Consider the following 25,365-nt stretch of genomic DNA (forward strand, 5'->3'; position numbering starts at 1 on the left):
GACCTCATCACGCCGCAAGAGAGCAGCATTGACATGTTGAACTGTTGGCAGCCATCTTCTTCCATTGGCTATCAAACTCATTTTTGGCTTTTTCGATAATGCTTGAGTTGAGCGGTACGCCCTTGTCATCGACAAGAACCTCAACCTGAGTGCACTTGCAGTTAATGGCATTCGCGCCGGTTGCATACCACTCTCTAATTTCATCAGTGGTGTAGAGATGTCCATGCCTGATTGCGTGTGACTGCCGAGTGGTTGGACTAAGCGCTGAAAAATGCAGAAGCATCACCTTCAGGCCAAGGCTTGATTTGGCATCGTCTGCTTCATCCCATCTGGCGCGGCGAAGAGCTGTAGTTATCTCAGTGCGGGCAATTGTGTTTGCACGGCGGGTTTCTACGCCAACCTGATCGCGAAGATTTCTAGCAACCTCTTTCGGGTTTAGCCCTCGCCCAATGCCATCTGTAAGAACCCTTGCCATGTCGCGCTTAACGTCAGCAGCAAAGCCTTTCATTTCTTCGAATACTCGTGCATATACCAATGCCATTCGGCGCTGATATGGTGAGCTGAGGAGTATGGTCTGAAGGGATTCTTTGGCAGCCAAGTAAACTGCCGATTGCTGGCTGAGGTTCACGTATGCCTGCGCAGTTCCTCTTATCGAAGCAGGATCAATGTAGTCATCGTTAAACCAGAGATTATTTTGCCCACCATCTAGCAAGACCGAATCCACCAGAAGGCTGGAATCATCCAGAACCATCGAAAGAAGATATGGGTCAAGTTGGTAGGTGTATTTGGCATTTACTGAGAGTGTTGCGGGGATTCTTTCTACTGCTGATGCGTATGCTTTACCGATTTGCTTTAATCGCCTGGCGAAGTCTTTCATCGCCTTTCTTTCTAGCGGGTCGAGTCCGGTCGGGTCGCCGTTATCACGCGGCAGTATTGCCGGCTTCTGCTTCCTCATCATCTTCATCCTCTTCTAATTCACCAAGAGGCTTGTCAGCATCGTTTTCGAAACCTGCGGCTGTCCGTATCTCTTCCACGCTGAACACTTCGACACCAGAAGCCAAAGACGTCTGATTAATGGTGCTCATCTTCGCTGCACTATCAAGCTTGTCGGAAGAAGACTGCTCGTTGAGGTCATCCCAAATAACCGCCTTCTCTGGCACTGGGTTGATGATCTGCAAATCAGTTAACTTTTGCGCGAAGTCTTCAATGTCGAATGACAGCTCATTGTTGCGGCGAGACTGGCATCGAGAGTTCATATACTTCTGGTCTTCAGTGCTGGCCCGCTCACCCGTCTGCATTCCTACAAGAACCTTGGCGGGAATGTCCACGCCTGCCGATGCGGTCTGAAGGTTCACGTCGTAGGTTGGTGATGGGTCTGCAACGGCAGTAACCAGAGGCGTGACGCTGGCGCCCTGAGTGGTCAGGAGGACATCGTTACCACGGTTAACCTCTACAGCGGCCTCGTTGAACTTCTCTTGTAAATCAGTGACCGATACGCCATATATCGACGCAAGGTTGTTGAAGTCGATACCGGAGTCAAAGTTGATATTTAGCTGTCTTGCTGCGTTCTTGAGGAATGATTCGCCCGAGCCGCCTTCTACCTTCTCTAAACTCACAAATGCGTTATACGAAGGCTCAAGGAACCCGATAGCATCTTCTGAGTAGTCACCAAGAATGAACACGCGGTCTGGGTGAATCTGGACGCGTCGGCTTGCGCCATTAGGCAGGCTCTCGGTGTATTCCCACATTTTAGGCTGGCCATAAGCCGTGGAGTTGATGTCAGTATCAATCTCGTATGGCTTAAGGGCGCCAGCCCACACGGCTGAAATCTTTGCCAGCCCCTTACCCTTAACAACTGGCAGGTTCCACGCCTTATTGTCACGAACGTGAAGCAAGATTCCAGACCATCGACCAACCAAGCGACGCCCATCGGCCTGACTAAATACTTTCCACAACCGGCTATTGAAAACCTGCTTGATTGATGATTCCCATGGCGTTAAAGGCTTAGACTTATCCTTCTTGTCGCCTTGGATTATTTCGGGGTTAGTCTTCCAGCAGTGAGAGATGATCTTAGTCACGGCGCCATATGCAATGCCGCCGCGTCGATAAAGCTTGTACAGGTCTTCAAAGGTCAACTCTTCCTTGAATCCATACTCACACCATGCGGCACTGCGCTTTGCATCAAGCCCCATGGATGGGTTAACCATTGCCATGCGGGCACGAGCAAGCCGTGCATCACTGATAGCGTGATTCACTGCGAGTTGTAGTTTGTTGTTCATGCTGTGTCCGTTTGGTGGGGTTCAGGCAATAAAAAAGGCCGCCTTGGCGACCTTGATGTATTTTGTAAATTATAGGCGATTGAATGAAATCATAACTGCCCCGTCCGGATCGCATCCTCTGTCTTTTGCTATCTGCGTGAGGATTCTTTTAGCCAAATTCTCAATCGATTCGTCAGGATTTCTTTGAAAGAAACCATGACCCTTGCCTCGCTGCCCATCACGAGTCAAAACTTCATATGAAGCAAACCAGCTTTCCATTTCCTCTCCTTTTTTTTGAAAACTAGATTTAATTTCGGCGGAAAATCTATTTTCTTTAATTTAAAGGAGAATTTAATTTCAACTCACTTACCTTGTAGCCTCTTAGGAATCATCATTCCGACCATTTGAGCTTTGCGCTTAATGTGCCCGTCAAGGCCATATCGAATGCCATCCCAGCAGTGTTCAAACCCATCAGCAAGCTTTGGCAGTACTTCGCCAGTTATGCGGTCAGTTTTGTATGACCACATGCGAGCCTCTAAGGCTACGTTCTTGCAGCGCGGGTGAATGATTATCTCGTCAAACCCACGCAGATGAGCAACGCCGTCTTCAACGCTGCCGGGCCACTTATCGGCGGCGGATATGTCAAAGCCTTGGCGCTTTAGATAGCTAATAGTTTCTGGTCGCGCAGAATCCGCCTTGATGGGCCAGTTACGAACTTCTGGAATGGTGTCATATAGGTCAGCCATATGGTCAAGCTCTGTTTGCTTACCGTACGCCTCGTATTCGATATAGAGACGGTTATGGAGGATGAATGAGCGAACAAGTGTGTTCGGGTCTTTGGCGAAGCCGAAGTCGGCACCAAAGTGAAGTCGATCAGCTTCTTTCCACAGATTTTCCGAGAACTCTGAAATTCGATATTTACCTGCAAGAACCTGCTTATCCGAGTTTTCCAGATATGCGCCTTCCCAAACCCATGCATAGGTCGATGGGTCGAGCCTGCGCATGTCGTTAAGACGATCACCATCGAGAACATCAGGAAACCAAGGGTTATCCGTGTAGTTCATCTCAACGGTTATGCAGTCCTCGCCAGCCTCTTTCCTGAATCTCTTGTCTGTGGCGCTGCCGTCTCGTTCTGGGTTCCATGTCACCCAAACCTCAGAACCTTCTTCACGGACGGTAGGTGTTAGCTTCTGCCATGCAATTTCACTTACAGACTCAGCCTCATCAACCCAGCACAGCAGGATTCGAGCCTTAGACTTGATGCTGTCCAAGTTATGTCGCAAGCCTGCGAAGACATAGCTAACGCTCTTATCTTTTGTGCGAATGTACTTTTCACCAATATCAAAGTGGGATGCCAGCCAAGGAACGCCGAGTATCGCCTGCTTAACTTCCTGCATGCTTGACTCTTCAAGCGAGTTCATGAACTCACGAGCGCAGAGTATTACCCCGGATTGACCATTCATCATTGCCTGATACGCCTTAACGGCCGTCATCATGGCGAAGGTGCGGGTCTTAGCGGAGCCACGACCACCGTGTGAGCAGCGATAACGCTTATTTATGGCAGTGAATAGCGGAGCAAGTTTTGCAGGGATTGGCAGCTGAACGGCGTCACTCATCATTTTGGCTCAACAGGGAGAAGTTGGATAACGGTAGGCTTGGTGGTCATGGTGCCATCTGAAGAGGTGTGGTCAATAATCTGCTTGTCCAAACCTACCAACTTAGCCTTGCCCATTGTTGCGGCCACTGCTGCTGATGACTGAGGGGTTTCAGCACTCAATGCCTTCTGTCTCGACTCTTCAAGCTCGGCCAGGAGTGAGTCAACCGTTACATTGTGCCTCTGCTTAATATCTCCCTGTAATTCAGCCACCCTTGCCGCAATCTTGCCGTTATCCAAAAGTTCTTTGGCCTTACGGTTCACGCTCTCAGGTTTCATCTTGTCAGCAGCATACGCCGTCCGATAAGCCTCTGAAGCATTACCCGTTTCGATGTATGCCTGACAGAAAGCCTCTTGCTTAATTGTCAGACCTGCCATTGTCTATTCCTTCAGGTTTTTTGTTAGCTCTAGAATCAGGAGCGTCATTGCAGTCACTCCCTCTTCGTGATCTTCTTTAATGATGCTGGCTATCTTCTTATGAAGGCTTTCAATCTTTTTTCTTTGCTCGCCTGGAAGCTCAGAAATGACACCCTTCATCATGAAGTAAGTTGCCTGCTGCTCTTTACTTAGTGCCATTTAGAACATTCCTCTATTTCGCGAAGTATCATCCCGTGATTAGGTGACACGCTAGCATTACAAAACCTATATAAAATTCTGTGTATCGCCATTATGGTTGCGCTTGACAGAGCTTTATAAAATCACATATTCGCCAGTTACTACTTCATGGGTGAAGCATTTGCCCGCCAGCCAGTTCCAGTGAAGCACCGCCGCCAGAAATAGAACCCACTTCATCTTTGGCTTCAGGCTTACTTTGTAGGTCAGTGTCGATGTCTTCATTATCTCTCCCTTCCTCTGGTGTTGGCGCGACTTCTACAGGCTTATCAACCACTGGCGCGAAGTGCATGCGAGTCACGGTGTCAGGCTTCAGGTAATTCCATTCACCGCTCTCTGTGGCTATAGCTACGAATCCATTCACTATTTCAGGTTGCTGGCGCGTCATTGCTCCAGTGTAGATTTCGCCTGATTGTGTCTCGACTGTGATATTCCACTTCTGAGTCATTAATGGCTCCAAATAATAAAACCGCCCGAGGGCGGCTTGCTTATAGGCACTCGTTAAGCCTATCTATCAACATTTTCACGTCTTCTTTTTCCCAGACAGCGAACAATTGGTCTTTATCAAAAAACCCATCTCGGTACTCACAATGCAAGTCCATTCTGAAGGAAGATCCTGATTTTTCAGCCTCTATAAGGATGTCGAATCTATCTTCACTTGAATCATCAATAGCATCTGCTATTTGCTGGCTTAGAAAATCTATACCAACGGCGGTATCGCCTTTGATCTCAATGGGCCCGAATGAGCATTCCTCGTATTTGCTAAAGAGCGTATTGGCTGGAAGGTCTAGAAATTCTTTTCTATTGATGATTTTCATTTGCATACCATCGGATTTATTTTTTGTGATTATGCGTTTTATTTTCACCGATTGCAGGTGCCTTGTCATTATCAAGCGCCCGACATGCAGACGCTTTGTAATCACTTCAGGCAGATGTTGGTGATGTAATCTTGCAGCCCGGCTATTTGCTTTGTGGCTGTTCCGATTCGCTCTCTGAGATTGAGATAATCCCGCTGAGCGGAGTCATTAAGTCTGGGGCTGGTTGCATCATCCACGCTGGAGGTGGCGGAGGCGTTTGGCGCTTTGCAGGTAGCGTTGATCCGCAGGCGCTTAGCGCCAGACTCGACATCAGCACGAAGCCTGTCATTTTCAGATTTGGCATCTGCTAGCTCCTTTGCGTATTTGATGTCGAGTTCAGCGGCCAGCTTGTTTCTGGCCGTCATCAGGTCGATGGTGGCTTGGTGCTCTTTTGCCACCTGAGATATTTCGGCAACATCATGCTTGAGCTTTGCGACTTGGCCTTGGTAATAGCTGACGCCAAAGAGCAAGCATGCCATGATAATTATCAGTATGGGGGTTAGTCTAATCCTGCTCACTTCTGCCCCCACTCACAGACTTCCTGCTCAATGGCTCGGCGATTCATCAGGCCCTTCCACTTCTTTTTGCCAGCATAAATCCATACCTTCAGCCCTTCACAGGCTTGGGAGTAATTGCCGGCATTAAGGTTGCGCAGCAGAGATGAGTTTTCGAATGCCCGTGAGCCTACGTTGTAACTGAAGCTGATGAGTGCTGCTTTCTGGTATTCGGTAGCAGGAACCTTTACAGAACGCTCAACAGATTTGGCGAATGGGAGCAAGTCACGGTCTAGCATCCTTTTGCATTCATCAGGCGTGTATCGCTTGCCTTGAATGATGTCTGGTCCGGTATGCCCATAACAAACGGTAGTTATGCCAGCCACGTCCTGATAAGGCTCGTAGCGAACGCCCTCTAAGTCAGATACCAGAATGGTGGCTATCGCAATTGCACCGCCGCCTGACGCAGCAAGTAAGCTTTTGCGCAGTGATGGTGACATTGCCATTACTCACCTCTCAGTTCTTTGCGGCGATCTTCTTTGATTTTGAAATACAGGTTCGTCATGTAGGTGAGTATCGCAACGCTGATACCCGCCAGAACGCCGATAGCATTCCACTGATCCGGACTAAATGTGTTTAACAGGCCGTTCAGGACGCTACCCGCCGATGCTCCGTATGCAACGCCAGTAGTTAGTTTGTCCATTCTCATAGTCTCCCCCTCTCGTTATTCGAGCTGGGCGTGTGGTCATAGGGAATAGAGCCGCCGCCACATGGAGAAAGGGTTTAAGGGTCGCTGATTGGCGTGGCTCTAAATTGAAAAAGCCCCGCAAGTGCGAGGCTAAAGTCGCGTTGTTGCCGTCCCCATATAACCCGGCTCAAGGGTTCTGATGTCCCCGATTCATTAGCACTGTCATCTTGTACTTCACCACAACGGAAAGAGCACTTAGCGGCGGTGGGCAACGACGCCACTAATGGGTTGGGATATGACCCCGTCATTAGTCAATGCTCTTACCTGTTGCGCAGAAACTAAAAAGCCCTCACATCTCTGCAAGGGCTTTCATTATGCTTTTCACTCACCGTAACAGATTCACGGATTTCTAGTGTTAGGAAACAATAACACAGGTTCGGGAAAAGTAAATAGTTATCGATAAATTAATGCACAATATTTTCACTCGCTATGCAGTAACCTTCCTTAGGGCGCTATCTGCCCATGCCTCTTCAACCTCCAGCTTAGTGATAAGGGCGTCATAAAATGGCTTAACGGACTTCTTCCATGTGTCGAGACTGATAGCAGCGGTAACTTCGCAAACCGCTCGGTGAGCATCAGTCGATGGGATTCTTTCAAACCCTCGACTCCCGCACCTCTTACAATCATGCTTAACCGGAACGCCCTGCCTCTTAGTTTCTTCCCGATTAATCGCCTGACCACGTCCATTACAATCACTACAGGCTGTAGACACCACGCACTTGCCTTTGCACTCCTGGCACAAAACCCTGACGGTTTCTCTAACTTCGCGATGGGCCTCATATGCCGATGGGATAAAGCCTTCTACTCCCATTTTCACCGAAGCTTTCACAAACTCACGTGATCGCATTGGCATGTGGGATTTATTGCTGAATACATCAGCCTCAATGAACCCCTCTCCCTTACAACATTCGCATGGCTTTTTGCTGGATGCTGCCCGGCAATAATCCATGTACGCATAAGTTGCGAGAGTTTGCGCCACCAGTGGTTTAACATCCGTATCGAGTTTGCGTAAGGCTGCAACCTTGTCGCAAGTTTGTAATGCATAATCTGTTAATAGCGATACGGCGCGTTCTGCGTCGTAGTTGCTAACTCCAACCTTCCCCATGAAAGCGCTGAACCCCATCGGGGCCATAGACTGAACCATTCCCATTGCCGCCATCTGATCTGTGCCAGTAAGAGCATCTGAGCGAGTCGCAGGAGGCATGCCGGTAAAGTTAGCTGTCTTTGCAAAGTGATACTTCACTGAAGATTCTAGGCTCATGACTTTCTCCTTCTAGGATTGGCATCCCATGACTGGATGCCTTTAACTGGCGCTATTTCAGGATTGATAGGGGTGAATAGAGATAGGAGTTTGGTGATTAATTCCTTCATGCTGCCTCCTTATTTTTTACCAAGCATGCTGAATGCTGCTGCCGCCACTCTTGGAACTTGTCCATTGCCAAGGGCTTTAATTCTGTCCACCCGATGGGCCACCCCATGAACCACTCGACCCAGTCCGGATTCAGCTGTCCATTCTGGCAAGGATCCGACCCATCCGGTAATGGGCGCATCTTTATCGCGCTGGGTAAGTCCGGGGTTCTTCGTGACCTTTCTGCTGGACAGTCCCCTCGGATCGTTGCCTTTGCTGTAGGCCACAATCCACATCCTGTCTCTTTCATGGGGCGCTCCGCAGTTTGATGCTGATAGACGGAACCATTCACAGTCATACCCCATTTCGGCAAGGTCACTAACGACCACGGCAAGCCCTTTTCTTCTAAGTCGAGGTGAGTTTTCCACGCACACGAACCTAGGTCGTACTTCACCGACGATTCTTGCCATTTCACTCCACAATCCTGATCGCCTTCCTTCGATGCCGGCACCAATTCCATTTGCACTGATGTCTTGGCATGGAAAGCCGCCAGAAATGACATCAACAATTCCTCTCCATGGCTTTCCGTCAAAACTGCACACGTCAGACCAAATCGGGAAAGGCTTGAGAATTCTATCGTTTTGTCGTTGCGCCAAAACTTGTGCGGCGTAGGCATCACGTTCAACTGCGCATACTGTGTTCCATCCGAGCAGGTGGCCGCCGAGTATTCCTCCGCCAGCGCCTGCGAAAAGAGCCAACTCATTCACATCTCCTCCATCCCGCTTTTTCGCAGGTCTTTAAGTTTCTGTTGATACTCGGCCTTGATGGATTTGCACTCTTCAATCGTCCATCTGTGCCGGTCGTGGTTTCCTTCAATGTTTTCCACTTCAGCTATCCCAATGCGCAGAATTAACTCTGCTCGATATGGAACTAGATTCCCGCTTTTGTGCTGATTGCAAACGCTGCACTGCTTCCATATTTGTCGAGGGTCGAACCTTAGCTGTGGGGCCGCTGCCGTAGTTCGATAATGGCCGGCATCCCATTGAGCAGCGCTCAACGTTCCACATGAAACGCAGGGGAGGTGCTTGTCTCTTTCACGGATGTAGGCATTAACGGCTTGCTGGGCTTGCTTGATGAAGTAACTGCGGGGCTGTACTGCGAGCTTTCTAATCTTGAGGTTTCGGCGTTCCTGCTGGGTGGTTTCCTTTCGCTGTCGCTCCTGTTGCTGTATGCGCTTCTGGCGAGCTTCATTTGCTAGGGCTACTGCGTAATCGGCTTTATGTTCATCGTTGCACCACCACTCGTACAGAGTGTTTGGCTTGAATCTTTCGCCGCACACCTTACACTTTCGGCTTCTGGGTAGTTTCATCACCCTTCTCCTTCTCAATATCCAGACCATTCATAGCCCACCAATCGCTACAGTCAGCACAGGCGTAAACTTCATCTGGGCTTAGTGGGATGCCGCATCCGGCGCATGTTGGTTCGTCACTCATCGCCGCCACCATCAATCCATAAAAGAAACAGCAGGCAGCAGATGGCATGTGCCAAGTGATGCTCACCACTCTCTTCATCTAGCCGTTCTCCATCCCACCAAGCTGTGATGTGGCGAATTGATGCGTCAAAATACCTTTTCCGCGCATCAGGAACGGTTTTCCAGTTGTCAGGCGCGTACTTGGTAGCCCCAAACTCCAGTACCGATATAACGCTTCTCAGTGCGCTGAATGGGATGAGGCTAAATCTCCATTTCCCTGCATCATGTTTTGTGGTCACGTTTATCTCCACATAGGGTTCTGCCACGTCCAGCTTTGTCGTGGTTCATTGTTGAATTCAGGTAACAAAGCAGAGACATACCAGCCTTTGTAATCAGCGGATAATTGCTTTGAGGTTTGGATGTTTCGGAGGGTGTAGCTGTTGATGAGGTCTTCGGCTTGCTGGGTGGTCATTACTTCGTGAGTAAACCACGTTGATTTAGCCATGGCCTTTCTCCGCGTCTTTCATTATGAGGTAGCAAATCATTGCGGAGCGGAGTGGATTTTCATCTTGATATTCGCACGGGCTTAGCATTCCTTGGCTTGCTGGGTATGCTTTCCGCTTTCCTCTGCGGTACATCAGCAAGCTTATCCCCTGCTCAGCAATAATCGGCCCAGCATCTGCCCATGATGATGTTGGCTCGAATTTTTTCTCCTCTTCGGTATCCCAAATATAATCTGCATAATAGAGATACTTGCCCGGCAAGGACTCTGCCACATGCTGGTCAATCAGGTAGTCGCTCATTGCTGAATAATCTTTCATGCCACTCTCCTTGCTGCCATTGTGCGAAGAACTGGAAGAAGCATTGCGCTGTTCTGCTTGCACTCTTCGAATATTGTGTTGGTGCCTGATGGGCGTTTCTTGCTGAGGAATATCAGGGTGTCCATGTCGGTTACTTTGAATGCTGGCTTTCTCTTCCGATTAGCCTGACGCTGCATTTCCTTCTCAAGTCCGTACTTAATGAATTTATCCTCATTAAGCCAAAGTGAACTTCCTCGGCCGCTGCCTGAGCGGTAGATGTCGCCCAAGTTGATGCAGCGATTAACGAGGTTCTTAGCTGATGTTCTGGAAATATTTAACAGCCGCTCAACATCACTGGCGCTAAAGCTATTGTTTTTGGTTGCGTAATCGCGAACCATTGCGCGGTGACTTTCGAATCTTTCTTTCTCACAATTCATTATGCTGCCCTCTTGCTGTCGCCATATCTGGCTGACCATTCAATTGCTAATCTGGATTCGTCAGACCACCTGACGCCATGCTCGGTGCCGAAAGCACTCATCAACTCAATAAGCTCACTCATCTCACCAACGGTCATACGACTGGTTGATTGCCCCAGCACAACGAAGCCGCCATTGATGCCCGGCGCGGAACGCTGGCCTTTCAGTGATGCTGTCAGCATGTGCTTCCAGTCTTCTGTGTTGAGCTTCTGCCCATACCAAACAACCTGCTCGCTGATGTCAGACAGGCAAGCCCAAAGCTTCGCATTCTGTGATAGAGAGCGAGTGGCTTCCTGTATGGTCACAAAGTAGGGTTTATCTGGATTAAGCGGAGTGTTGCGGAGGTGGTTTATTGCGTTATTGAGGATTTGTTGGTTTCGTAGTTGGTAGGTTTGTTTGGTCACTGCCTTCCCCCTATTCTTGCAACTGCTGCGTCGAGGTTCATCTGGATTATTCGCCTGAGAACCCTGTCGCGGCGATAAGGCTTACCGACCGGCTGAAGCTTCATCTTCTCAATGTACGGTAGTGATGATGCTTGCCTGAATCGGAGTCGCCGGTGGTAGCCCTCAGTTAAGGCTGAGCTGAGAAGTTGCGCTGTAGTTCTCATCATTCACATCTCCGGTTTAGGGGCGGCGCGCAGCATGGCTTTCCATTGGCTATCCGGGCATTCGCCTACACAGTTTTCAAAATCTTCATAAGACTCATGAAACGCTTCGCGCATTTCTACGGTAGGCTCAATCGGAACAAGCTTCCATCCGTCAGGAGCCTCCATGTGCTGCTCGGTATGGTTAAGTGGTGGTGCGTCGTAAAGTGGCTCAGGGTCGCCAACGTAGATACTGGCCTCTTCCTTGGTGTGGCAGAAAATACCTTTAACTTCCCAAGCGACTATCTGAGCCTGCTTAGCTGCCAGCGCTATTTTGGCTAGTGCGGCCACATCGCCAGTCTGTGCATGGTCATGCTCAATCATTAATTCCAGCCGCTCTACGGTAAATTCTTTAAGCTCTTTCATACTCGCCACCCTTCTTTTACGACTTCAAAAGACGAATTGCCAACCAGTTGTGGAATGCCTTCTTGGCAATAGATGATGCTGTTATAGCCATCAGTCGCACCAAGCTCGCACTGGTAGCTTTGTGATTTTGAACGGTCGGTAAAGCGTATTGTTATTTTCTTTCCGATAAGATGGCTTACATGATTCATTTTTTTCATTCTTCATTCCCCTTTACTCGAATGCCGAGAGATGTGATGGCCTCTTCTGCGGCCTCGGTGGCAATGCGGTAGCCGTCTTTAAAGTAGTCATCGCTGTGGCAAGCATCACCGTTTAGCTCAACCTCAATCGCCTGACGGGATTGATTCCAAAAGTACTCAGCAATGTGTTTTATGTATGGCCCCGTTTTTCCCGGATGCCATCCCTTAAATGCCGCTTCAAACGTCTCTCGGTTTTTGCCCATCATGATTTCACCTTCTGCTGGCGGGATTTAATCAACTCGTAAAGCTTGCAGGTTGCAGCAAATGCAAAAGCAAGAACCCACACGCCAGCTACATAGCGAATCAAGCCCCAACTAATGTCGGCAAAAAAGTTTTGCCATGAGGCAAATGAAAGTAGCGCGACCATAATTACCGCGCCGGCAGTGAAAACCAGGCAACCCAGTAGGGCGTTTTTAAAGCTGAACATATTCTTCTCCTAAAGAAAGGCTTCGTAGCCTTCGTCTCTTGTTAGTGATGCGAAATAAATCTCACCTTCGCTGTAGTAAACGCCGTTGTAGACAGCACCAGCCCATACCGGATGACATTCGTCATAGATGGCCTTAAAGGTGTTAGCTGGGAGTTTGCACAGGAGGGTATATCTTCGGTCGGATGCTTCGCGTTCTGATTTGAATACTTGGTCTTTTATCCATTCACCTAGCATTTTTAATCTCCAAATCTGAGGCATATGCATACTGAAAATGCGAAAACTAGTGATACTGATGACAGGAAGGCCATGATGATTCTGAACCATTCAAGGTTTACAAACATCCACCCAATACCACTACCAAACAATCCAGAAACAATGATTAAAAGCAGTCCGTTTAACATCACTCTCCTCCGCGCCATGCATTGTTGTTAGCAACTGGCTTGCTGGTATTCTCTGCATATTTCTTTGCCGCCTCGCCTTGGTCTATGTTCACAAAGTGACCGTTCTTCCAGCCCATGTAGAACGTGCCGGACTTTCCTGACCGATACTTGCCAACGATGATTTCAGCGATGCCTTTCATGTCGCTTTGCTCGTCGTAAACTTCGTCTCGATAAGGGAAGATAATCACATCTGCATCCTGCTCGATTGAGCTGGAGTCCTTCAGGTCTCCAAGGCCCGGTCGCTTATCTATGCGAGATTCAACGCCGCGGTTAAGCTGGGAAAGGAGAATTACAGGGACTTTGTTACGAAGGCAGAACTGCTTCAGCTTGCTGGTGATTTCACCGATGGCGATGTCGTTACGCTCCGCTTTGGATTTCTTCATCAGGCCGAGGTAGTCGATGGTTAGGAAGCTAAGGCCGCCGTCCATATTCATACGCTCTGCATGGCTAATGATTTCGTCCACAGTGAAAGAGCCGTCGATAACGTAGTTGTCCTCTTCGATCAACATGCCGGTAGCCGCGGTGAGTCGCGTGTATTGCTCATCAATCATGTTCAGTGGGTTACGCAGCGCGCCTACTGACAGGCCGGCTCGGTCAGCAACATGACGCTCTACAACCTGCATGTCAGACATTTCCATCGATACCAGAAGCCCTTTGCCCTTCTGCCGCCCGATTGAGTTTGCGATGTTGATTGCCAGCTCTGTCTTACCCATTCCCGGGCGTCCAGCGATGATGATCAGGTCTGTGCGGTCGAACCCACCATACTCATCGTCCATGGCGTCAATGCCTGTTTTCAGGTACATGCCTGACTCTGCGCCTTTCATGCGCTTCTCCAGAACTTCCATGTAGTCATCCAGCATGTCGCCAATTCTTCGCGGTAAGCGGTCATTGGTTTCAAACTGAAGCTTGGAAAGCATTCCTGAAACTTCTGCCAGTCGTTCGCCTAAGTCATGCGTAGATGCGCCGCGGAGTAACTCAGCTGCTTTGAGTAATTCAGACACACCCTGTCGCAGCATCCAACACTGACGAACTCGCTTGGCCCATGCCTTGATGTTTGCCGCGGAACGACAGCGGGTGGCGACCTCAAGCACGAAGTTCTTTGTTTCTTCCGGCACGCTGTTCTGCACGGTGAACATGTCGGTAGGCTCGGCTTTGCTCAGGAGAGCTACGATGACGGTGTACATTCGGCGCAGGTGGAAGTTTTCAAACGCCTCAGCAGGAAGCTTCCCGGCAATGTCTCTTGCATCGATATGATCACCCTTAATCATTAATGACCCAACAAGTAGCTCTTCAAACTCATAAGATTCCATTCTTAACCTCCATTGCTAGTTGTTCATGGTAGAAATTGGGGATATTCCCGTGCTTAAGAACCTTTGCTTTTAGATAAGCTATTCGCGCTTCTCTTTCGTTGTCGAAATACCCAAGAAATAACTGCTTTTCCCCATCCCTGATGCTTGCCATCCATTTTTTATGGGTGGCATGCCAGCAATAACCCTTCACCCAGCGCATATTCCTCTGGTTTTCCTGAACGGTTGCTTCTCTTAAATTTTCGATCTTGTTGTTGCCTGGGTTTCCGTCGATGTGGTCAATAAATTTATCAGGCCATTTCTTGTGTGTTAAAAGCCAAATGATTCGATGAACCTTATGAGATTTCCCACCAAATTTTACTCTGTAATGCCCAGACATAAGCAGGCCTCCCGCCTCTTGCCCGGCCCTAACATTTCTGGATGGAGCGATAATCCAACGCAACCCCGTACTGGATGATTCATCTACAGAAAAGAATCTCGAAAACTCCTCGAATTCATAACTCTCCATGTCAAACCTCCTGGCTGATGATTTTGTCGATAATCCGCTGAGTCAGCGCGGTGTCTATCCCGTACTTTTTCCCCTCAGGGTTATCGCCCATGGCATACGGAGATGGCGTGTAACCAAACTCGATGTAGCCGTTGATGAACGTGTCGATGTCTACAGGGCTGCGCTTCGTTTGCTTGCAGTGCAACAGATGGGATTCGTAAAGGCGCTTAATACCTTTCTCGGTGGAGATGCTGATGCTTGTGATGCGTGGAAGTCCGTGCTTTTTGGCTTTGCAGTTCCAAGTATCTTGGAGTCGTTCACGGTCGAATGTGAATTTCGATGCTGCCGGTTTTTTTGGTTTGGTTTCATCCTGCTCAACCAAACTCCCCTCTGGGGATTTAGGGGTAGTTTCTTTTTTCTTTTGAATAGTTTCTTTTGTGTTTAGCTGAGTTGGCGAATACCCATTAGCTACTTCGGCTAACCTTTTATTAGCTGACTTGGCTAATGTTTCGCTACCTTGGCTAATGTCGAAATTCCAATCAGAAACTACCTTGTTAATTCCGATTTGAGAGCCAGAAGTGATGATGATTTTCATGGCAATCATTTCGTTCTTGGCAGTGCAAACATGCGTGTGGTGAATGCCTGTCATGCCTGCAATCTGCGTGTTAGTGATTCGGTCAAACTTCTTGCCGAACCCATAGGTTTTGCGCACAACAGCTAACGCAACCTTAAGCTGTCGTGCCGTTAAATCAGCGCACATAACCGCTTCTAGGAGTTCGTTAGCTATTCGCGTGTAACCATCATCGGTATCTGCCACGCGCCGCTCCAGAACCTCTGGTGAGGTTTCTACCAGCTGTAAATGTCTAGCTGCGTTGCCCATTCTTCACCCCTGCTTTCGCCAGTCTGAAACAACCAATAAACCGCTCAGCGAACGGCTTGTTTGTGGCGGCTGCCATTAAGATTGGATCAGGTGAATCCGGGTAACGCCGCTCCTCTTCTTGCTTGAGTTTTCTGCTCTTTCGCATATAATTACTCCTGTGAATTGATCCAGTTAATTCGCTCAGGCCTCAAAGCTTTCGTCGAGCTTTGGGGCCGTTTCATTTGTGGTGTACTCAAGCCATGCACGAGTGCAATCAGCCATGAACTTGAAGTGCTCAAAGCTAATCTTCTTCTCCCCTTCCATGACGAAATCCTTAACCCCACTTGCGGCTAAGTTATCCATCAGTTCTGGGTACTTCTCAGTGCGACGTAGAACGGTTGAATCAGCGATGTTAAGCAACTTAGCCACTACCGTTTGACGGGTAGAGCTAAGCGCTTGGTGAGCCGATGAGAGCAAGTGTCGGCTGATGAATTCAACCGCTCCGTTTTTGCGTGGTTTTGCTAATTCCATTTGTAATACTTCCAGTGTTGAATAATTAGTTGGGTACGTGGCTTATCCGTGGGATTGACCACTGTTGTTTGTTCCCCACATTGCGGCAGGGAGGCTAAGGCTGTTAAAGAGCGGGTGGTGATTAAGCTGCGTGTTTCTTAGTGCTTGGGAATGGGCGGACTTCTTCAGCCTGTACATTCCCATTCGGCAGAACAGTAACTACGATGTTCCGCCCTGCACGAATTGCCTTACTGATTGCGCACTGAATAACGCCAAAATCGTCTGCTGCCTTTGCTTGCCCATGGATTTTTGCGTAATCAGCTAATGTCATGCGGTTCATAGGTACACTCCATTTAGTTACCATGGGCAAAGAATACTACAGGTATTTATCATATTCAATATGGTGGGTATTTTTAATATAAGTAGTGGTGGTATTAAAATGAAGGTTATGGAAACCAATAACTCCCTGACGACAGAACAGCTTGAAGATGCGAAGCGTCTAAAGGCTTTGTATGAGTCAAAGAAAAAAGAACTAAAAGTGACTCAGTACACCATTGCAGATGAGCTTGGGATATCTCAGGGCGCTGTAGGCCATTACCTTAATGGAAGGAATGCGCTCAATGCGAAGATTGCAGCTTCTTTTGCAAAGGTTCTTGAGATTAGCATTGCTGACTTCAGTCCGAAGCTCGCTAAAGAGGCTTCTAGCCTATCTATAAATGCCGGATCTGTCTCAAATGTATCTTACGTCGGAAAGCATGTGCCAGGTTCTAAGTATCCGGTTCTCAGCAAGGTGCAAGCTGGGGTGTGGAGCGAAGCTGTAGAGGCCTACACCCTGAAGGATATTGATTTATGGCTTGAGTCTGATGCTCACATTCAGGGTGATGCTTTCTGGCTTGAGGTCGATGGTGATTCAATGACTGCCCCAGTGGGATTAAGCATTCCGGAAGGAACGTTTGTGCTTTTCGATACTGGGCGCGAGGCAGCTAATGGCAATTTAGTGATCGCTAAGCTCACTGATTCCAATGAGGCAACATTCAAAAAATTTATTATTGATGGCGGTCAGAGATACCTCAAAGGCCTAAACCCTGCTTGGCCGCTGGTTCCTATCAACGGTAACTGTCGAATCATTGGGGTGGCCGTGGAGACAAAACTCAGACTGCTATAGCCCAGTGGCCTGAAGAGACGTTCGGGTGAGGTAGTAAAGTAGAAAGACTTAGTCACTAGATCCTAACATGATCTTTTTATTGAGGATTTTTACAGCATGGATATAATCACAGCTTATGTTGATTAAAACTTGATCGGCATAAAAGGGAAAGCTCCGAAGGGTAGGACCAACGGAGCTTGAAAAAACAGTCTGTGCATGAATGTTTTCTTGAGAACTCGAGTTTGAGATTATCTCAAGCCCGATCTCGTGTAAAGCATTCAGCGCCTAATTTTTAAGGTGCTCAATGAATAATATCTGTAATAAGAACCACCGTTACAACCCGATGTTCAGCGTTCTGCCGGAAAGTCAGGCGAACACAGGAAGACATAAATGTCCCGGCTGCGCATTCGAGCTTGCAATGTTGAATAAAGCTAAGGGCATACCAGCATCCAATGATGATGCGGTTCTCGCAGAGCTTCCAGACAGCCAAGCTGGATATGTTAGACATAAAGATGCATTTGAAGCTTATAAAATGGCTTACCAGTACTAACAGCAAAGAATAATTAAAAGCCCAGCCACAGAGCTGGGTTTTTTGTGCCTGTCATCTGGCCCATCCCTCCTCACTCCTCTGAACTTCTAGTGTTGCGGCTTCTTCTGGTTTCTTTTGCTTTTTTAGAATCACGCATAGTTGGCGATAACCATGATGTGATGGCGCATAAAATTCCGGCATGACAGTCTGACGAACCACCGCCCCACTCACCTCACTAACCGCCTTCCAATCTGCGAGATGCTTCTCCCTCATGGCTTTCATTACCATCGGCGACATTGCTATCTGTTGTTCGCAAAGACTGATAGCTTTTTTCAGGTTATTACCCACATCCCGCAACTTGTAATGCTTCTTGATCTGCTCCTGCAAACCAAAATGCGCCTGAATCATCTGCTCGTTAGACATCCATGCCAGCTTATCCCGCCATTCCTGCAAATCCATATCAACCTCCGTTTGAATTTTGCTCAATTTTACGCCGCCAACCTGCTTTTGACTAGGTTCGATAAGTAACGACTGAAGAAGATCAAAAAATAAATACTCTAGGTAATCATAAGCTTGTAGAAAAACGCTAAAAATAAATACTGCGGGTATTTACTTAATAAAATACCTGCCGTATTCTTCACTCATCGAAACGAAACGACCCGCTCGATATGCTCTTTAACAATCAGATGGTATGCCGAAAGGTGTACACCAAAGTGCAGTTGGCTTTGGGATGTGGTGGCGGTGTCCTCAAGCGAGGTGCAACGCTGGCAGTGTGATAAGACCTGAAAACCGGCTGGGCAGATTGTTTTTTTGCCAATACAGAAAAAAGGGCGTCAGGAAGTAAGCGAGAGTGGCGTCTCGGTGCCGAATCCACCACATCACCAAAGCTAACTAACTGGAGTAATCCACATGAATGCAAAAGAACGCTGCAAGATGCGCAGAAAGCTTCGTAGAGCTTCTGAGCGTGAAGAATCACAGAAGGACATGAAGTTAGGCAAGAGCATCGCTACGAGACTCTCAGGGTGTTCCAGTCGAGTTCTCAAGGCAACTATCTCACTCCCATTGAGATGTAAAGAACAGGCCAGCGCTGACAATATTTGCCTCGCAGATGTGGCAATTTTCAACGCTGGGTATCGTAAATCAGCTGAAACAGTAACGGCGAGGTAGTTATGGCACTTTGTTTCACAGTTCTTGCTGGGAAGCCGGATAGCGACGACGGCGCGTATTACGAGAACATCAAGTTCTGCGACGACGCTGACAGCATGGAAGCTGCGCAGAGGATAATTCAGGACAACAAGCTTTACACCTATCCGATTTGTCGCGTTGAGGTGTCAGGTTTCGAGGCTGCTTAGGTGGCCTTTTTTATTGCCCATTAGAGAGGTAGGTATGAATGAGTGGATTAAGTGTAGCGAGCTGCTACCACAGATAGGGAAAGAAGTTCTTATGCGAATCTCATGCAACGGTCATTTCAACATAGAGAGTGGGCAATACAAAGGCAGTGGAATATGGGTTGGAGCTTGGTGTGACACTTATGGAAAAACAGGTAGTGCTTATCAGGTTCCTCACTGGATGCCCCTGCCAGAACCTCCAACTTCCTAGCTAACCGGAACCATCCCACATGCGATTAACAAACACTTTAACCGGTGAGACCTTTCTCGTATCGAGGATGGCTAACCAGTACGAGTATCAGATTAGCGAAGTAGGAACAAGAAACAGAGTCCGCATGAACCATGAGCAGTATGCGGCTTATTTGCGTAAACCTGAGATTGAGAGAGTTGAGGAAAAAACATGAGTAAAGAAAGCGACTTCCCAGCGTTTGCAGCAAGCGGGCATCCGGGGCAGCAGCACATTCATCAAGAAGGGATATCCGCGCGGGATTACTTTGCGGTCAAGGCCATGCAAGGGGTCATGGCGTCGGGCACGGCCATGCATATCGGAACAAATCACAAGGAAGAGATGCTTGATATGGCATTGGCATTTTACTCGATGGCAGACGCAATGCTCGAGGCTCGTAATAAGTAGACCCTTCCCTATGCGCATTCACTGAGTGCGCATCGTGATAAGCGCCCCTTATCTCCCTCAACTTGTAATTATTAGGCTCACTTAGGTGGGTCATTTTTTTAACGGAGTAAATATGAAATTGCGCGTGTGGCACATCCCTCAAGTACCAATGGAACCGTTTTACGTTGAGGTTTCATCGGTAGAAGAAGGCGCGAGAATGATAAATGCCTTGGCTGACTACGACCTGTTTCAGTTCGAGAAAAACATCAAGCCTGATTACTGCAATATGAATGGCCTAGAGATGTGGGACGAGAACTTGTCGGAAGAGGACATGCGCGACATGGAACTCTCCGACAAGTGGGTTGAGTGGTTCGACGATGAGCACGAAGACATTCGAGAGTACGTTAACAATTTCAACCAGAATGCTGAGACAGCCGCCTAGTGCGGCTTTTTTAATGGATGTAAAAGCCAGTTCAAGAGCTGGCTCCTACATCAATTAACCAACCAATAGGAGTAACGCCGTGAGCGAAACAACCGATTTAACCGTTATCGAAATTAAGCCGGAACAGGCTCCGGCTTTGTACGTGCCGAATGGTTTGGATAAGTATCTGGATCAAATTCGTGAGTACGCCAAAGAAGCGCCTGATGTGACCACGCAGAAAGGTCGTGACCGTATCGGCTCTCTGGCTCGAGCAGTTGGCTCAAGTAAGAAGACCATCGAAGAGCCCGGACGAGCTTACCTGCGACACTTGAAAGAAGCCGTGAAACCAGCTGAGGAGGAGTTGCGAAGGTTCACCCGCGAGTGCGATGCAATCCGTGATGCAATCTTACTTCCCCGCGCAGAATGGGATGCGGAGCAGGAGCGCCTACGAGTCGAGGCTGAAGAAGCTGCGGCTCAGGTTGCTTACGACAAGATGCGAGATGAAGCCAATGACATGAACGAGTTGTTTGATCGGGATAAGGCAGCGGAACTTGCGAGACGAGTTGAATCTGACCACGAAGTCGCGCTCCTGATGAATGACAAATTCGACCGTGACGCTGCCGACGCAAAAGCTGAAGCAGAGCGCCTGAAGAAGGAGCGCGAAGAGCGCATCGCCAAGGAGGCGGTGGAGAAGGCTCGACTCGAAGCAGAAGCAACTGCGCAGCGTGAACGCGAAGCGGCATTGCAGCGCGAAGCTGACCTGAAAGCTCAAGCCGCACTGGCTGAAGCCAACCGCATTGCAGCTGAGAAGAAAGCTGAGCAAGACCGCATTGACGCGGCAGCCAAGGCTGAAGCAGACCGGTTAGCGGCGGCACAACAAGCAGAACGCCAAAAGCAGGAAGCTATCGCAGCCGAGCAACTCAAGGCTAAGCAAAAAGAGGATGCGCGACTAGCAGAAGAAAAGCGCATCGCTGATGAAGCCGCCGCCCGCGCTGCAAACGTCGAACACAAACGAGCCATCAATCAACAAGCCGTGGCTGACTTAGTCGCCGCGGGCATCTCTGAAGAGTGCGCCGTGCAATGCGTTAAAGCCATTGCCAAAGGCCAAGTCTCAGCAATTCAAATAACTTACTAATTAAACCGGAGTATCCCATGCAACAAGCGCTTGCAGGGTGGCCTTGCGTGGGCTGCTCTGACCAACCACCTCGCAATCCTCTCATCGATTTCTTCATCAAGATTGATCGAATCCTCAACCAGCGCGGAGAGCCGTAATGAATGTGATCAGAGCGGTTCAACTCATGGCGCTTTTAGCCCAAGAGAAGCACGACGAAGTTTTATTTCAACTGGCACATAGCCTGTTTTATCGGAGGCAGTCATGAATTACTGGACACTTTCTTCAGCTATTTACAAGGCGCTTCAAGAGCTTGATCACAGGGATGATGATGTGATTTGCGCAAGGATTGATGAGTTGGACTCGATGGTTAAAACAGAAAAAATAAAGGCTCTTTTCTCAGGTCTGGGCATTGACGATAAGACGCTGGAAATAGCCAGCGAGTCACCAGATTTTCAAGTTATTGCTGCTAATGCTGTTCGTGATTTAGTCCAGCAAATTGCTAGGCATGAACGGGCGCGGGAAATTGTAGAGCACAGGGAGGCGGCATGAATCAGCAGTTGGTTAATCAGGTTCACGAAATTATCAATCCGCTTAAGATTGAATTCGAGCAAGTCTGCTCAGAGCCCAGCCTGACATTTAAGCGAGAATCAGAGTTTGCGATGCAGATATTCGCGAACAATGACTATTTGGCTGGGGTGGCGGCAAAGAATGGCGTGTCGACTCGTAGCGCGATAATGAACGTTGCAGCGATTGGCATTTCTCTCAACCCAGCTCAGAAACTCGCTTATTTAGTGCCACGGAAAGGCGCTATATGTCTGGACATTAGCTACATGGGCTTGATGCATATTGCCCAGCAGTCAGGGGCCATTAAATGGTGCCAGTCGGCGATTGTCAGGAAGAACGACCGATTCATGCGTACCAGCAATTACCGACCGCCGACACATGAATTCAACGAGTTCGACACTATTGAGCAGCGCGGTGAAGTGGTCGGCGCTTATACGGTAGTCAAGACGGACGAAGGAGACTACCTGACGCACACCATGCGAGCCGAGGATATCTTCTCAATTCGTGATCGGTCAGAAGCATGGAAGAAATACCTAACCGACAACACCAAGCGCTGCCCTTGGGTCACCGACGAAGAGCAGATGATCCTCAAGACGGTAGTAAAGCAGGCCACCAAGTACTGGCCTCGCCGTGATCGGCTGGACGCTGCTGTTGATTACGTGAACACCGAGGGCGGAGAAGGCATTAACTTTTCTCAGGAACGCGGACAAGAAAAGGATATATCCCCTGCCAGCACGGAAACCATCGAAGTGATAACCGACCTTCTCGTTCAGATGAACAAGACGTGGGACGACGACCTCCTGCCAATCTGTACGCAGATATTTAAGCGCTCAATCACCTCTCCGGGCCAACTCACAGAGCCAGAAGCTCTCAAGACTGTGGACTTCCTCAAGAAGAAGGCGGCGGCATGACACCTGAAATTATCTTGCAGCGCACAGGGATTGATGTGCGAAACACGCAGCAGGGAAGCATTGACTGGCTGAAGTTGAGACTGGGAGTTATCACGGCATCGGAAGCCGGAAAAGTCATCTCAAAGCCACGCAGTGGCACTAAATGGACGGATACCAAGCTCACCTACTTCTACACCTTACTCGGAGAGGTTTGCACAGGGAATGTGGTTGAAGTGAATGCTCGCCCTCTGGCGTGGGGAAAGGAATACGAAGCATCAGCAAGAACGCTGTTTGAGTTCACAACGGACGTTAAGGTCACAGATGTGCCGATTATCTTCAAGGACGACTCTCTCCGCTGCGCATGTTCACCTGATGGCGATTGCAGTGACGGGAAAGGCTTAGAGCTTAAAAGCCCATATACCAGCGCAGTGTTCATGAAGTTCAGACTGGGTGGCTTTGACGCCATCAAGGCTGAGTACATGGCGCAGGTTCAGTACAGCATGTGGGTAACTGGTAGGGATGCTTGGTACTTCGCCAACTATGACCCGCGCATGAAGCGCGAAGGTCTGCATCACGTTGTTGTTGAACGTGACCAAAAGTTCATGGATGAGTTTGATGAGATGGTGCCGGAGTTCATTTCCAAGATGGATGGGGCTCTGGCAGAGATTGGTTTTGAATTCGGCGAGCAGTGGAGATAGGAATGACCATCAACATATTCATAGCAAGCGGCAATCTTGGAAAGGATTGCGAAACGCGAAGCACTCCAAACGGGAAGCTAATTGCTTCCTTTTCTTTGCCCGTAAAACAGGGATTCGGGGAGCATGAAAAGACTTCTTGGGTTGTCTGCCGGCTGTTTGGCGCTAAGGCTGAAACCCTCCCGCAATATCTCAAAAAGGGAATGAAGGTGACGGTCGAAGGGAAGTTCGTCACAGAAGAATGGACTGACAAAGACGGGAATAAACGCCAAACGCCAACCATCATCGTTGATGACATCGACCTTCCTCCGCGCCAATCGGATGCGCCAAAGCAAGCGCCTCAGAGTGCTCAGCAACCGCAGTCAGGATGGGGCCAGCCAGCGCCACAGCAATCATCCAATGAAATGGACTTCGACGATTCGATTCCGTTCTAACCCTCTTTCAAGGAACACATTATGAGTGAAGTAACTTTTGGACAAGGCCAGCTTGAAGAACTGGCTAAATTCACTGATCCACAGAACGAAATTATCGCCAATCTTGCAAAAGCATTGCTCAGCACAACCAAGCAGAGAAACGAGTTCGCCCAGCAACTATCCGAGCTTCAACTCTCACAGCAAAACATCATCAACTCTCTCGGCATTAAAGGTGATGGCCCATGGAGTAAGTTGGTTATTGAGTATGTGATGGGGTTGGTGGCGGAGCGGGATGGATTGGCTGAAAAGCTTGCCTTGGCAGAAAATATAGCCATTTCATCTGCCAACGATATTGCCTACGCAATATTCAATCTCTCTAACAAAAAGCTCAGCCAACTCAAGAACGGCATTATCGAAAGCACATGTCCGACTGATTCGGCTTTGATTGCCGAACGTAACTTGCGAGACTTCGCCGCCAATCTGTGCGCTGGGAGGAAGGGATGAAACTCAGTAAGGCTCAACGGCAAGCGTTGCGAATGAGATTCGGCGGTAAATGTGCGTATTGCGGATGCGAACTGCCGGAGAAAGGCTGGCACGCCGACCACGTTCAGGCTGTTCTCAGGAAGCTGGATTTTGGGGATAGGCAACCCAATGGAATGCGGAAGATTGTAGCCACCGGCGAGCACTGGAAGCCAGAGAATGACACGAAGGAAAACCTCTTCCCAGCCTGCGCACCATGCAATCTTTTCAAAGCATCGTTCGGCCTTGAAGGATTCAGGGAGCAAATAACTCAGCAGGCAGAAAGAGCGCGTTTGTACAGCGTCAATTTCCGCACGGCTGAAAGATTTGGGCAGGTGCAGGTGACGGAATCACCGATAGTTTTCTGGTTCGAAAAATACCGTGAAGGAATGAGTCATGAGTAACGCACCCACAGCAACACTGTTTTGCAGCAACAAAAAATCAGAGCGAGCAAAGATTGCCGAGTACGAAGCGAAGGGATACGTAGTCGATGAGTCCATCCTTGTTAATCGGAAAGCTGGTGATGGCGTCGTGGTGAAATTGAAGGAGCAACCTCATGACTGAGACAGCCAAAACCCACAGTGAGCTTTGTGTAATTGCGGAGCGCATTAAGGCAGCAATGGCGTCATGTGTGGAAAGCTTCTGCATGGAAGTCGCAGATTCGATCGAAAACGAAATTGGTAGGGGGCTGACTGAACAGGAGCGCCAGCAAATCAGCGAGACTGCTTCTGGCCTTCTGGTTGCACAAGACCAGCTCGAAGCAGAACGCCAGCGGGCTGACAAAGCAGAAAGCTATGCGCGTGAGCGTGATTCTGAAAACGAATCAATAGCATTAACGGTTGGCAGGCTGAGGCTAGACCTCGCCAAACTTCGTGGCAAGCTTGATACCCCTATAGTTATTCCGCCACGAAAAACGGCGAAAGACTATGTTGACGATGAATTTTCTAATGCTGACCTCGCCGCGATTTACAACGCTGCCAGGCTTGAACTCAAAGCGAGAATCAAAAGCGCTGGATTTACGGCCAAGGATGGTGAGTGACACCCAGTAATAACCATCAACTCCGAATAACCCAATAGCCGCG

Annotated in this window: 47 protein-coding genes; 16 read left to right on the forward strand and 31 right to left on the reverse strand. The window is 48.8% G+C overall.

Annotated elements, in window-relative coordinates:
* Positions 1 to 7 precede the first annotated feature (7 nt).
* From V2154_RS13260 to V2154_RS13400, 30 genes are all read right to left on the reverse strand, one after another.
* The gene (locus V2154_RS13260) at positions 8 to 958 is read right to left on the reverse strand and encodes a phage minor head protein (RefSeq protein WP_353502643.1); all 951 of its coding nucleotides are present in this window, start codon (positions 956 to 958) and stop codon (positions 8 to 10) included.
* Positions 921 to 2,279: an anti-CBASS protein Acb1 family protein gene (locus tag V2154_RS13265; protein WP_353502644.1), complete on the reverse strand. Its 1,359-nt coding sequence runs from the start codon at positions 2,277 to 2,279 to the stop codon at positions 921 to 923. Before V2154_RS13265 ends, V2154_RS13260 begins: the two co-directional genes overlap by 38 nt.
* Before the next feature lie 69 nt (positions 2,280 to 2,348).
* Entirely contained in the window at positions 2,349 to 2,537 is a 189-nt protein-coding gene (locus tag V2154_RS13270) for a hypothetical protein (RefSeq protein WP_353502645.1), read from the reverse strand.
* 83 nt (positions 2,538 to 2,620) lie between these two features.
* Positions 2,621 to 3,874 (reverse strand): PBSX family phage terminase large subunit, encoded by a 1,254-nt coding sequence (locus tag V2154_RS13275; RefSeq protein WP_353503997.1) that lies wholly within the window; start codon positions 3,872 to 3,874, stop codon positions 2,621 to 2,623.
* Positions 3,874 to 4,290: a terminase small subunit gene (locus V2154_RS13280; protein WP_353502646.1), complete on the reverse strand. Its 417-nt coding sequence runs from the start codon at positions 4,288 to 4,290 to the stop codon at positions 3,874 to 3,876. Before V2154_RS13280 ends, V2154_RS13275 begins: the two co-directional genes overlap by 1 nt.
* Positions 4,291 to 4,293: 3 nt before the next feature.
* Positions 4,294 to 4,488 (reverse strand): hypothetical protein, encoded by a 195-nt coding sequence (locus V2154_RS13285; RefSeq protein WP_353502647.1) that lies wholly within the window; start codon positions 4,486 to 4,488, stop codon positions 4,294 to 4,296.
* Between the two features lie 145 nt (positions 4,489 to 4,633).
* Complete coding sequence (locus V2154_RS13290) at positions 4,634 to 4,972, reverse strand: hypothetical protein (RefSeq protein WP_353502648.1); 339 nt, start codon at positions 4,970 to 4,972, stop codon at positions 4,634 to 4,636.
* Between the two features lie 40 nt (positions 4,973 to 5,012).
* Positions 5,013 to 5,342 (reverse strand): hypothetical protein, encoded by a 330-nt coding sequence (locus tag V2154_RS13295; protein WP_353502649.1) that lies wholly within the window; start codon positions 5,340 to 5,342, stop codon positions 5,013 to 5,015.
* Between the two features lie 101 nt (positions 5,343 to 5,443).
* Positions 5,444 to 5,860 (reverse strand): lysis protein, encoded by a 417-nt coding sequence (locus V2154_RS13300; protein WP_353502650.1) that lies wholly within the window; start codon positions 5,858 to 5,860, stop codon positions 5,444 to 5,446.
* A gap of 35 nt (positions 5,861 to 5,895) precedes the next feature.
* Positions 5,896 to 6,381 carry a lysozyme gene (locus V2154_RS13305; RefSeq protein WP_353502651.1) on the reverse strand — a complete coding sequence of 162 codons (486 nt, stop codon included), beginning with the start codon at positions 6,379 to 6,381 and terminating at the stop codon, positions 5,896 to 5,898.
* Complete coding sequence (locus V2154_RS13310) at positions 6,381 to 6,584, reverse strand: class II holin family protein (RefSeq protein ID WP_353502652.1); 204 nt, start codon at positions 6,582 to 6,584, stop codon at positions 6,381 to 6,383. The genes V2154_RS13305 and V2154_RS13310 overlap by 1 nt, the downstream gene beginning before the upstream one ends.
* Positions 6,585 to 7,050: 466 nt before the next feature.
* On the reverse strand, positions 7,051 to 7,884 hold the full coding sequence (locus V2154_RS13315; protein WP_353502653.1) for an antitermination protein: 834 nt from the start codon (positions 7,882 to 7,884) through the stop codon (positions 7,051 to 7,053).
* Between the two features lie 119 nt (positions 7,885 to 8,003).
* Positions 8,004 to 8,738, reverse strand: a complete 735-nt coding sequence (locus tag V2154_RS13320) for a DNA cytosine methyltransferase (protein WP_353502654.1) — start codon at positions 8,736 to 8,738, stop codon at positions 8,004 to 8,006.
* Positions 8,735 to 9,340: a recombination protein NinG gene (locus V2154_RS13325; protein ID WP_353502655.1), complete on the reverse strand. Its 606-nt coding sequence runs from the start codon at positions 9,338 to 9,340 to the stop codon at positions 8,735 to 8,737. Before V2154_RS13325 ends, V2154_RS13320 begins: the two co-directional genes overlap by 4 nt.
* Positions 9,312 to 9,464: a protein NinF gene (locus V2154_RS13330; RefSeq protein ID WP_353502656.1), complete on the reverse strand. Its 153-nt coding sequence runs from the start codon at positions 9,462 to 9,464 to the stop codon at positions 9,312 to 9,314. The genes V2154_RS13325 and V2154_RS13330 overlap by 29 nt, the downstream gene beginning before the upstream one ends.
* Positions 9,457 to 9,741 (reverse strand): dATP/dGTP diphosphohydrolase domain-containing protein, encoded by a 285-nt coding sequence (locus V2154_RS13335; RefSeq protein WP_353502657.1) that lies wholly within the window; start codon positions 9,739 to 9,741, stop codon positions 9,457 to 9,459. Before V2154_RS13335 ends, V2154_RS13330 begins: the two co-directional genes overlap by 8 nt.
* A 2-nt stretch (positions 9,742 to 9,743) precedes the next feature.
* A complete protein-coding gene (locus V2154_RS13340; RefSeq protein WP_353502658.1) occupies positions 9,744 to 9,947 on the reverse strand; it encodes a hypothetical protein in 204 nt (67 codons plus the stop codon).
* Positions 9,940 to 10,263: a phage protein NinX family protein gene (locus V2154_RS13345; protein ID WP_353502659.1), complete on the reverse strand. Its 324-nt coding sequence runs from the start codon at positions 10,261 to 10,263 to the stop codon at positions 9,940 to 9,942. The genes V2154_RS13340 and V2154_RS13345 overlap by 8 nt, the downstream gene beginning before the upstream one ends.
* On the reverse strand, positions 10,260 to 10,679 hold the full coding sequence (locus V2154_RS13350; RefSeq protein ID WP_100935338.1) for a hypothetical protein: 420 nt from the start codon (positions 10,677 to 10,679) through the stop codon (positions 10,260 to 10,262). The genes V2154_RS13345 and V2154_RS13350 overlap by 4 nt, the downstream gene beginning before the upstream one ends.
* Positions 10,679 to 11,122 carry a recombination protein NinB gene (locus V2154_RS13355; RefSeq protein ID WP_353502660.1) on the reverse strand — a complete coding sequence of 148 codons (444 nt, stop codon included), beginning with the start codon at positions 11,120 to 11,122 and terminating at the stop codon, positions 10,679 to 10,681. Before V2154_RS13355 ends, V2154_RS13350 begins: the two co-directional genes overlap by 1 nt.
* Positions 11,119 to 11,328, reverse strand: coding sequence for a DUF7301 family protein (locus tag V2154_RS24915; protein ID WP_437342004.1), 210 nt, complete (start codon positions 11,326 to 11,328; stop codon positions 11,119 to 11,121). The genes V2154_RS13355 and V2154_RS24915 overlap by 4 nt, the downstream gene beginning before the upstream one ends.
* Positions 11,329 to 11,727, reverse strand: coding sequence for a hypothetical protein (locus V2154_RS13360; protein ID WP_353502661.1), 399 nt, complete (start codon positions 11,725 to 11,727; stop codon positions 11,329 to 11,331).
* Complete coding sequence (locus tag V2154_RS13365; RefSeq protein ID WP_353502662.1) at positions 11,724 to 11,924, reverse strand: hypothetical protein; 201 nt, start codon at positions 11,922 to 11,924, stop codon at positions 11,724 to 11,726. The genes V2154_RS13360 and V2154_RS13365 overlap by 4 nt, the downstream gene beginning before the upstream one ends.
* Positions 11,921 to 12,169, reverse strand: a complete 249-nt coding sequence (locus tag V2154_RS13370) for a phiTE_015 family protein (protein ID WP_353502663.1) — start codon at positions 12,167 to 12,169, stop codon at positions 11,921 to 11,923. The genes V2154_RS13365 and V2154_RS13370 overlap by 4 nt, the downstream gene beginning before the upstream one ends.
* Positions 12,166 to 12,390 (reverse strand): hypothetical protein, encoded by a 225-nt coding sequence (locus tag V2154_RS13375; RefSeq protein ID WP_353502664.1) that lies wholly within the window; start codon positions 12,388 to 12,390, stop codon positions 12,166 to 12,168. The genes V2154_RS13370 and V2154_RS13375 overlap by 4 nt, the downstream gene beginning before the upstream one ends.
* Positions 12,391 to 12,790: 400 nt before the next feature.
* Positions 12,791 to 14,140 carry a replicative DNA helicase gene (locus tag V2154_RS13380; protein ID WP_353502665.1) on the reverse strand — a complete coding sequence of 450 codons (1,350 nt, stop codon included), beginning with the start codon at positions 14,138 to 14,140 and terminating at the stop codon, positions 12,791 to 12,793.
* Complete coding sequence (locus V2154_RS13385; protein ID WP_353502666.1) at positions 14,127 to 14,645, reverse strand: HNH endonuclease signature motif containing protein; 519 nt, start codon at positions 14,643 to 14,645, stop codon at positions 14,127 to 14,129. The genes V2154_RS13380 and V2154_RS13385 overlap by 14 nt, the downstream gene beginning before the upstream one ends.
* A gap of 1 nt (position 14,646) precedes the next feature.
* The gene (locus tag V2154_RS13390) at positions 14,647 to 15,504 is read right to left on the reverse strand and encodes a replication protein (protein WP_353502667.1); all 858 of its coding nucleotides are present in this window, start codon (positions 15,502 to 15,504) and stop codon (positions 14,647 to 14,649) included.
* Positions 15,505 to 15,684: 180 nt separating this feature from the next.
* Positions 15,685 to 16,014: a hypothetical protein gene (locus tag V2154_RS13395; protein ID WP_353502668.1), complete on the reverse strand. Its 330-nt coding sequence runs from the start codon at positions 16,012 to 16,014 to the stop codon at positions 15,685 to 15,687.
* Positions 16,015 to 16,135: 121 nt separating this feature from the next.
* Positions 16,136 to 16,333, reverse strand: coding sequence for a Cro/CI family transcriptional regulator (locus tag V2154_RS13400; protein WP_353502669.1), 198 nt, complete (start codon positions 16,331 to 16,333; stop codon positions 16,136 to 16,138).
* A 108-nt stretch (positions 16,334 to 16,441) separates the two neighbouring features.
* On the opposite strand from V2154_RS13400, the gene V2154_RS13405 reads away from it, so the two are divergent.
* Both V2154_RS13405 and V2154_RS13410 read left to right on the forward strand, forming a co-directional pair.
* Complete coding sequence (locus V2154_RS13405) at positions 16,442 to 17,158, forward strand: LexA family protein (RefSeq protein WP_353503998.1); 717 nt, start codon at positions 16,442 to 16,444, stop codon at positions 17,156 to 17,158.
* A 283-nt stretch (positions 17,159 to 17,441) separates the two neighbouring features.
* A complete protein-coding gene (locus tag V2154_RS13410) occupies positions 17,442 to 17,687 on the forward strand; it encodes a hypothetical protein (protein WP_353502670.1) in 246 nt (81 codons plus the stop codon).
* A 51-nt stretch (positions 17,688 to 17,738) separates the two neighbouring features.
* Here the strand turns inward: V2154_RS13410 and V2154_RS13415 are convergent, their stop codons facing one another.
* Positions 17,739 to 18,125 (reverse strand): hypothetical protein, encoded by a 387-nt coding sequence (locus V2154_RS13415; protein ID WP_353502671.1) that lies wholly within the window; start codon positions 18,123 to 18,125, stop codon positions 17,739 to 17,741.
* Between the two features lie 450 nt (positions 18,126 to 18,575).
* On the opposite strand from V2154_RS13415, the gene V2154_RS24960 reads away from it, so the two are divergent.
* The 14 genes from V2154_RS24960 (at position 18,576) to V2154_RS13480 (ending at position 25,322) form a co-directional block, all read left to right on the forward strand.
* Entirely contained in the window at positions 18,576 to 18,833 is a 258-nt protein-coding gene (locus tag V2154_RS24960; protein ID WP_496350367.1) for a transcriptional antitermination N peptide, read from the forward strand.
* A gap of 2 nt (positions 18,834 to 18,835) precedes the next feature.
* Complete coding sequence (locus tag V2154_RS13420; RefSeq protein WP_353502672.1) at positions 18,836 to 19,018, forward strand: hypothetical protein; 183 nt, start codon at positions 18,836 to 18,838, stop codon at positions 19,016 to 19,018.
* A gap of 34 nt (positions 19,019 to 19,052) precedes the next feature.
* Positions 19,053 to 19,265 carry a DUF551 domain-containing protein gene (locus tag V2154_RS13425; RefSeq protein ID WP_353502673.1) on the forward strand — a complete coding sequence of 71 codons (213 nt, stop codon included), beginning with the start codon at positions 19,053 to 19,055 and terminating at the stop codon, positions 19,263 to 19,265.
* 189 nt (positions 19,266 to 19,454) lie between these two features.
* Complete coding sequence (locus tag V2154_RS13430; RefSeq protein WP_353502674.1) at positions 19,455 to 19,688, forward strand: hypothetical protein; 234 nt, start codon at positions 19,455 to 19,457, stop codon at positions 19,686 to 19,688.
* Positions 19,689 to 19,800: 112 nt separating this feature from the next.
* The gene (locus V2154_RS13435; protein ID WP_353502675.1) at positions 19,801 to 20,109 is read left to right on the forward strand and encodes a superinfection exclusion protein; all 309 of its coding nucleotides are present in this window, start codon (positions 19,801 to 19,803) and stop codon (positions 20,107 to 20,109) included.
* Between the two features lie 79 nt (positions 20,110 to 20,188).
* The gene (locus V2154_RS13440; protein ID WP_353502676.1) at positions 20,189 to 21,223 is read left to right on the forward strand and encodes a hypothetical protein; all 1,035 of its coding nucleotides are present in this window, start codon (positions 20,189 to 20,191) and stop codon (positions 21,221 to 21,223) included.
* A 240-nt stretch (positions 21,224 to 21,463) separates the two neighbouring features.
* Positions 21,464 to 21,751 (forward strand): hypothetical protein, encoded by a 288-nt coding sequence (locus V2154_RS13445; RefSeq protein ID WP_353502677.1) that lies wholly within the window; start codon positions 21,464 to 21,466, stop codon positions 21,749 to 21,751.
* Positions 21,748 to 22,677 carry a recombinase RecT gene (locus V2154_RS13450; protein ID WP_353502678.1) on the forward strand — a complete coding sequence of 310 codons (930 nt, stop codon included), beginning with the start codon at positions 21,748 to 21,750 and terminating at the stop codon, positions 22,675 to 22,677. The genes V2154_RS13445 and V2154_RS13450 overlap by 4 nt, the downstream gene beginning before the upstream one ends.
* A complete protein-coding gene (locus V2154_RS13455; protein ID WP_353502679.1) occupies positions 22,674 to 23,354 on the forward strand; it encodes a lambda exonuclease family protein in 681 nt (226 codons plus the stop codon). Before V2154_RS13450 ends, V2154_RS13455 begins: the two co-directional genes overlap by 4 nt.
* A 2-nt stretch (positions 23,355 to 23,356) precedes the next feature.
* Positions 23,357 to 23,785 (forward strand): single-stranded DNA-binding protein, encoded by a 429-nt coding sequence (locus V2154_RS13460; protein WP_353502680.1) that lies wholly within the window; start codon positions 23,357 to 23,359, stop codon positions 23,783 to 23,785.
* A gap of 21 nt (positions 23,786 to 23,806) precedes the next feature.
* Positions 23,807 to 24,268 carry a hypothetical protein gene (locus V2154_RS13465; protein ID WP_353502681.1) on the forward strand — a complete coding sequence of 154 codons (462 nt, stop codon included), beginning with the start codon at positions 23,807 to 23,809 and terminating at the stop codon, positions 24,266 to 24,268.
* Positions 24,265 to 24,687 (forward strand): HNH endonuclease, encoded by a 423-nt coding sequence (locus tag V2154_RS13470; RefSeq protein ID WP_353502682.1) that lies wholly within the window; start codon positions 24,265 to 24,267, stop codon positions 24,685 to 24,687. Before V2154_RS13465 ends, V2154_RS13470 begins: the two co-directional genes overlap by 4 nt.
* On the forward strand, positions 24,680 to 24,847 hold the full coding sequence (locus V2154_RS13475) for a hypothetical protein (RefSeq protein WP_353502683.1): 168 nt from the start codon (positions 24,680 to 24,682) through the stop codon (positions 24,845 to 24,847). The genes V2154_RS13470 and V2154_RS13475 overlap by 8 nt, the downstream gene beginning before the upstream one ends.
* On the forward strand, positions 24,840 to 25,322 hold the full coding sequence (locus V2154_RS13480) for a hypothetical protein (RefSeq protein WP_353502684.1): 483 nt from the start codon (positions 24,840 to 24,842) through the stop codon (positions 25,320 to 25,322). The genes V2154_RS13475 and V2154_RS13480 overlap by 8 nt, the downstream gene beginning before the upstream one ends.
* Positions 25,323 to 25,365 lie beyond the last annotated feature (43 nt).

This window comes from Ewingella sp. CoE-038-23 (assembly GCF_040419245.1).
GTDB lineage: Bacteria > Pseudomonadota > Gammaproteobacteria > Enterobacterales > Enterobacteriaceae > Ewingella > Ewingella allii.